Genomic DNA, 5,637 nt, shown 5'->3' with positions numbered 1-5,637 from the left:
TTATCTTTGGTCTGCCGGAATTTCCCATTATGACATGCGTAGACATTGTAAGCGGCATCAAAACCGGGATGAAAGTGTCAGACGCCGCCCCCATAAAGGCAGTTCCCGACATCAAGGTCCCGATCATGTTCATCCATGGGACGGCAGACAAACTGGTGCCGTTTCCTATGATGGAAAAGCTGTACAATGCCTGCCCTGCTCCCAAGAGTAAAATTATCGTAGAAGGAGCAGGACATGGGGATGCGATGACAGTGGCCGGAAAAGAGTATTGGGAGGCTGTTTTCAGCTTTTTGGATGACTGCCTGGGGGCGTTATCCATATCAAGGTGAGATAATGACGGACAGAAATAAATACTGCAGGGGCACTAATACGACCCTCCCAAAATGGAGGGTCATTCAACTAAACCTAAATAATCTCAAATACACATGGAGCTGCCCAGGGGCGGCTCCTTTAATTTTGCCCCAAGCAAAAAGACCAGTCCTAAGACTGGCCTTTCCCCCGTGAAGCTGCAAGGCCCCACGGAAATAGTGTAAGTATTCTAATACGTTGGTTATTCTACCACAGGAAAGTTATCTGGGCAAATGTTAAGCTCAAAGAAAAAAGGCCAGTCCAAAGACCAGCCTTTTTCCTGCTGGTGTGTTCACCAGCAAGGGAGTAATATTGTGTGCATATATGATGGTAGGAAGTTTTTAAGGGAAAAGCTGGCATGGAGTACCGGCTTTAATATTTGCTGGAGTGGGCCAGCAAATGGAATGGTATGTATAAATTTTAGCATGATAAAACAGTTATAACAATGATTATATGGTATACTGTAGTGGAAATATTATATGGATGGAGTGTTGTATATGAGTAAATACACAGAAGCAGCCCAGGAGCTGCGGGACGATACCACATTGCATTATAATTGTGCCCAGTCGGTGCTTATTCCCTTTGCGGAGGAGCTGGGGCTTACCAGGGACCAGGCCTTTAATTTGGGCTTTAATTTTGGAGGCGGCATGAAGCGGGGCTCTGTATGCGGTGCCGTTACGGCTGGTCTCATGGTGCTGGGAATGCATGGGGTAAATGATGTTAAAATTCTTGAGGAATACCATAACGCTATAAAGGCCAACCATGATGATGTGCTGGACTGCGTGGAGCTTCTCCGTATCAGCAAGGAAAAGGGGATCGAGAAGAAGCCCCATTGTGATGCTCTTATTAAGGAAGTTATAGAGCTGGTGGAAAAATACATTTAATCCGGAGGGATTTTTGTTATGAAAGCAGATTGTGCCAACTGTTCCACCCATGCCTGCTATATAAAGGGCGTGAACTGCACTGGCTATACTGAGCAGGAGATTTTGTCCGCCTACAGTGACGAGGAAAAGAAAATAATGCAGGCGGCGGCCTATGTGGAGGGGACCTTCTACAGCAATATTACCCGCTTGCAGGAAACAGCGGAATTTGCCAGGGCCATGGGGTATAAGAAGCTGGGAATGGCCTTTTGCATTGGACTGAATGCTGAGGCCAGATACATTGCCAAGTTCTTTAAAAATGAAGGTTTTGAGTTTTATAGTGTTTGCTGTAAAAATTGTAGCTTTAACAAGAAAAATCTTGGATTAAAGCAGGTTAAGCCGGAGCTTAGCCATGAGGCCATGTGCAATCCGAAATTTCAGGCTAAAATATTGGCTGAAAAGGGTACAGAACTGTTTATATCCTGCGGCCTTTGTGTGGGTCATGATGCTATTTTCAACGGCTCCTGCTCGGGGCCTGTTACGGCATTGGTAGTAAAGGACCGCCTTCTTTCCCATAATCCTCTGGGGGCCATATATTCCCGCTATTGGAAAAGAAAGCTGGGAATCATGGATGAAGGAGAAATTTAAGTTGACTTTTTCGATATTATTGCTATAACTTATGTCGTTGTTTAGAAGAAACGCATAAATTGGATATATTTCTGATTATCCTCGGTGGAGTATCTGTTATCAAACTGTTTAAAATTATGGCGTTTGTAAAAGGAGGTCAGCTCTTCTCTATCCTCACAGTCAAGGTAAACAATGCCGCCACCAATCTGGCGTTGGATATTTACCAATACACCGGTGGTAAGTTCCATCAGTTCTGCTCCGCTAATACGGTCTTTCTTGGCAAGGGCGTAATTTTTACCGAACTGTGCGAGAAGAAATGAGGAGGCCATATAATTATTGGTTGCTACATCCATTCTGGAGTATCTTTCTAGCTTTTTCTTTGATGTTGCTGATAAATTTTCACCGGTTATGATAATAGATTTATGGGTGAGGGTGAAATACCCCAAAATATTTCCGGTATCCTCGTCGTACACAAGATATGTTATGGATAACTTACCTGTCGCAAAGCGTATAGCCTTATTACGGATGAAATCTTCAATTTCAGGATTTTTGGGCGATGAAAAGGTGGCAAGCTTATGTTCGATAACCTCGTTGCCACCCATATCAATTAGATCCAATATGTTCACTACGACAGGAGACATTTAAAGTGCAGCCTCCTTTTTCCATATATCAATTATATGGTTGAGCTTATTCGGATCGGTTTCTACCTTGGCCTTAGACTTATTTTCAGTCTTATAAGGATCAGCAATAGATGCCTCTATCGCGGAGATAAAAGCTTCTGCTTTTTTCGGATCATTTATAACCACGTTATGAAAAATACTTGATGTAGCCACATTGGCCCCTCCTCTCCCTCTTTATTAGCCTTTCTGCTCTTCTATTCAGTTTCATTATATGCAAGAAAGCGGGAGTTTTCAATACAAAATTGAAACTGGAGGATTTATCCGATGCTAACGGGTGCTGATACTCCCTCCTCTTAGATGAGAGTAAAGCACCCGTAGCGGTCAGTGTCAGCTGCTCAGCTAAGACTATGGTCTTGCTTTGCAGGACACTTTCGCATGGGACGTATTAACCAATAGGCGTTGCCTCTTGGATACGTCCGCAAAGCCCTGGGTAAAATTCAACTAAATTCAGATGGAGTTAAAACTCCACCTGAATTAGTTATCATTTTATGGGGGGAAGGGGAAATTTAGGTTGACTTTTTCGTTATTACTGCTATAATGAATACACTAAACATATATCAGAAATCTCTAAGAACCGGGATTTCCCTGTACAGGGGGATGTAAAGGTTTCGACGGGGGTGGCTGGAGTATGGATAGCGAGCCGGGGGGTCACCTAGCCCCGTTAGTAAGGTGAAAACGCTTTAAATATAAAAGCAAACGAAAACTACGCTTTAGCAGCTTGATGCTAACCTCTGTCTGCTTATCTCCCGCGTGAGCGGATAAGAGGCCAATAGCGGGATACCCAAAGGGCTGACTCCTGGAGGCCTGAGGGGAAATTTCTCCAGGATCGGAGGGACGGCGGTTGTCTGTGTCTGCCCAGCTCTTAAACTCAAACATTGACTGCGCTCGGAGAAGTCTGTATGACAACGCTTTCGGACAGGAGTTCGATTCTCCTCATCTCCACCACATATTCGGTCGAAGTCGAAAACTTTGACCATAGCATAAAGGCCCTAACCAGTAGTGGTTAGGGCCTTTTCGAATGCTTTGGAATAGGGTGGAAAAGAAACTAACGGATTTACTTTAAAATGTTGTAAATAGTGAAAACTATGAGAACCAGATAAGTATTGCATAAAAAAACCAACCATCTAAATGATAATTGGCTCTTAGTCGAATTCTTTACCATTCTGTTTAAGGAATTTGGCATAAAGAATAAGATTTTGAATTTGTGGCTTTGTAAATGTTTCAGCAATACCTATCAGCTCTTTTATATCACTGCTGTAACATTTTGGGACAACCTCATTACCAATAGGAATATATCTGCACATTTTAAGTAAATCATTGTAATCCAGATTATATGCTTCACTAATGAGTTTCAGTGTATCTGGAGTTGGTTTATTGCTGACACCAGTGCGAGAGTCAATCCCTTTTTCAAGTTTATCAAGATATGTATGGCTTATACCAATAAGTTCAGCTGCGGATCGTAAGCTGAGATTCATGGCTGCCCTCTTTTCTCTGAGTATCTGTGCCAACTTCTTCATCACATCACTCCCGCATATTATTTTAATACATTCTAATATGGCAGCGAGTAATACAATCTTGACATTAGTGTAATACGAGTATTACAATTTTACTAGTTATTTAATTAAATATATCTAAGCAATACGGAAGTGGGGGAAATATAACTATTTTTATTTAAAACTTTTGGATTTTTTTAGGGGCATCAGAGCTATGAGGGGTATTTTTTAATAATAGGGAGGAAAACAATGGAACAATCGTTTAATTTCATGGGAGAGGTATTATCTGTTTCAAAGGGCAGAGACCAATACACTTACGTAAGAAAAATATATCATAATCTTGCTAAAAATTTGCAGCAGGAATTTATTGAAAAGTTCGAATCGTATGATGACATGGATGAGCTCCATGAAGATGGCTTAAGTGATGGCTACAACCTTATAATGAAAGCGGTAGATCGTTCTTTAGACTTGTTGGTGGATAATGAAATTATCGATATCAACAGGAATCTCTTTTTGGGTATATATGAAAAATATTGCAACTGGGAAAGTGTTTTTGGCAAAATTGATGATCAATACATGGAAATTGTATTGGATGAGGAGCAAAAAGCCGCATATCGTCAAGCACGTAAAGAGAATAGAATGCGTTTCTCTGGTGGTGGATTTGGTATATCTGGTGCTCTCAAAGGGACTGCAAAAGCGGAAGCATTAAATTTAGCTACTGGTGCCATTTATGGAGCAGTAAATTTAGTTGGTAAAGGTATATCTATGATTGGAACCAGTATGAAGAAATCCAATCTGTTTAATGACCCACAAACAAAAATGACACTTCATCTTGGAATATATTGGAATATATTTAGGATGCATTATGCCTTAATTGACATATTGAGAAAGAAAAAAGGAATGGATTTTGATGTTCCGAGTGACGATGATGAAAGTTCGGCAAAAGCTATCATTGACAATTTACCAAAAATTCAAGGTGATAAAACAGATTATATAATTCAGGCGTTAAATTTATATCCATATAATTATGAATTGTATAAATATGTTTTAGAAAATATGGATGATAATGATGCTGAAATAGCACCTATTGCAGATTACTTTGGTGTTGGTATAGCTGATTTCGTACAGGAAAAAATCGAAAAAATTGTTTCCAAATTTAATCTTGAAGATGAAGATAGCTTGCTTGAATGTAAAAATGTTGTTGAGCATACGATGGAATTATACTTGCTAACTTCAAGTCCTACTATAGAGTTACTTGAACATAAACTCGCTGAAATTGACATTGTTAAACGCACCTTTAAAGGATTCTTGTATGAGACCAGAGAGCTTAGAGAGAAGGCTGTTGAGCAGGACGCTGAAATACGAGCTTTATGCGATAATGTTGTTGATGAATATCAGGCTTTGTTTGAATTGAAGACTAAAATTATAAATACGGAATACTTGGGCAATGTAAAGGACGAATATATTGCGAGCTTAACAAGAAGGACTTTTGAGCATGAAAAGGCAGAGCTGGTTAATAACTATAACATGGTGGATAAAAATGATTTAGAAGCTATCAACAGCCTTCGGACTAAAATTGGTGCTATGTCAAGATTTAAAGCAAATTAAAATGAGAATTTTTCATCGAAA

The 5,637-nt window shown here is 40.2% G+C and carries 7 protein-coding genes and 1 other RNA gene; 5 read left to right on the top strand and 3 right to left on the bottom strand.

All coding sequences use genetic code 11. The features are described 5' to 3' along the window. Positions 1-29 precede the first annotated feature (29 nt). The 3 genes from Q0Y54_RS11345 to Q0Y54_RS11335 all read left to right on the top strand — a co-directional run bounded on the left by Q0Y54_RS11345 (position 30) and on the right by Q0Y54_RS11335 (position 1,856). The gene (locus tag Q0Y54_RS11345; protein ID WP_297967948.1) at positions 30-329 is read left to right on the top strand and encodes an alpha/beta hydrolase; all 300 of its coding nucleotides are present in this window, start codon (positions 30-32) and stop codon (positions 327-329) included. A 516-nt stretch (positions 330-845) separates the two neighbouring features. Next, the gene (locus Q0Y54_RS11340; protein WP_297967945.1) at positions 846-1,232 is read left to right on the top strand and encodes a C-GCAxxG-C-C family protein; all 387 of its coding nucleotides are present in this window, start codon (positions 846-848) and stop codon (positions 1,230-1,232) included. Between the two features lie 18 nt (positions 1,233-1,250). Further along, positions 1,251-1,856 carry a DUF1847 domain-containing protein gene (locus tag Q0Y54_RS11335; RefSeq protein WP_297967942.1) on the top strand — a complete coding sequence of 202 codons (606 nt, stop codon included), beginning with the start codon at positions 1,251-1,253 and terminating at the stop codon, positions 1,854-1,856. 41 nt (positions 1,857-1,897) lie between these two features. Here the strand turns inward: Q0Y54_RS11335 and Q0Y54_RS11330 are convergent, their stop codons facing one another. Together Q0Y54_RS11330 and Q0Y54_RS11325 are read right to left on the bottom strand one after the other, a co-directional pair. Beyond that, positions 1,898-2,476: a hypothetical protein gene (locus Q0Y54_RS11330; protein ID WP_297967940.1), complete on the bottom strand. Its 579-nt coding sequence runs from the start codon at positions 2,474-2,476 to the stop codon at positions 1,898-1,900. Continuing rightward, positions 2,477-2,668 (bottom strand): hypothetical protein, encoded by a 192-nt coding sequence (locus Q0Y54_RS11325; RefSeq protein WP_297967938.1) that lies wholly within the window; start codon positions 2,666-2,668, stop codon positions 2,477-2,479. Positions 2,669-3,108: 440 nt separating this feature from the next. Between Q0Y54_RS11325 and ssrA the strand changes: the two genes are divergently transcribed. Continuing rightward, positions 3,109-3,460: a transfer-messenger RNA gene (ssrA, locus tag Q0Y54_RS11320) on the top strand. Between the two features lie 197 nt (positions 3,461-3,657). Here ssrA and Q0Y54_RS11315 read toward each other — a convergent pair. Continuing rightward, entirely contained in the window at positions 3,658-4,032 is a 375-nt protein-coding gene (locus Q0Y54_RS11315; protein WP_297967935.1) for a helix-turn-helix domain-containing protein, read from the bottom strand. 225 nt (positions 4,033-4,257) lie between these two features. Here Q0Y54_RS11315 and Q0Y54_RS11310 point away from each other — a divergent pair, with 225 nt between their 5' ends. Continuing rightward, complete coding sequence (locus Q0Y54_RS11310) at positions 4,258-5,616, top strand: hypothetical protein (protein ID WP_297967932.1); 1,359 nt, start codon at positions 4,258-4,260, stop codon at positions 5,614-5,616. The last annotated feature ends 21 nt before the right edge of the window (positions 5,617-5,637 follow it).

The sequence above is a fragment of the uncultured Anaerovibrio sp. genome (assembly GCF_947302755.1).
Lineage (GTDB): Bacteria > Bacillota > Negativicutes > Selenomonadales > Selenomonadaceae > Anaerovibrio.
The sequence above is the reverse complement of the archived record's forward strand: the minus strand, read 5'-3'. Positions and strand labels throughout refer to the sequence as shown.

What these genes read in the sequence shown, in the direction of transcription:
- Q0Y54_RS11340 (WP_297967945.1), top strand. Translation starts at nt 846, where the DNA reads ATGAGTAAATACACAGAAGCAGCCCAGGAGCTGCGGGACGATACCACA.
- Q0Y54_RS11315 (WP_297967935.1), bottom strand. Translation starts at nt 4,032, where the DNA reads ATGAAGAAGTTGGCACAGATACTCAGAGAAAAGAGGGCAGCCATGAAT.
- Q0Y54_RS11310 (WP_297967932.1), top strand. Translation starts at nt 4,258, where the DNA reads ATGGAACAATCGTTTAATTTCATGGGAGAGGTATTATCTGTTTCAAAG.
- Q0Y54_RS11335 (WP_297967942.1), top strand. Translation starts at nt 1,251, where the DNA reads ATGAAAGCAGATTGTGCCAACTGTTCCACCCATGCCTGCTATATAAAG.
- Q0Y54_RS11330 (WP_297967940.1), bottom strand. Translation starts at nt 2,476, where the DNA reads ATGTCTCCTGTCGTAGTGAACATATTGGATCTAATTGATATGGGTGGC.
- Q0Y54_RS11345 (WP_297967948.1), top strand. Translation starts at nt 30, where the DNA reads ATGACATGCGTAGACATTGTAAGCGGCATCAAAACCGGGATGAAAGTG.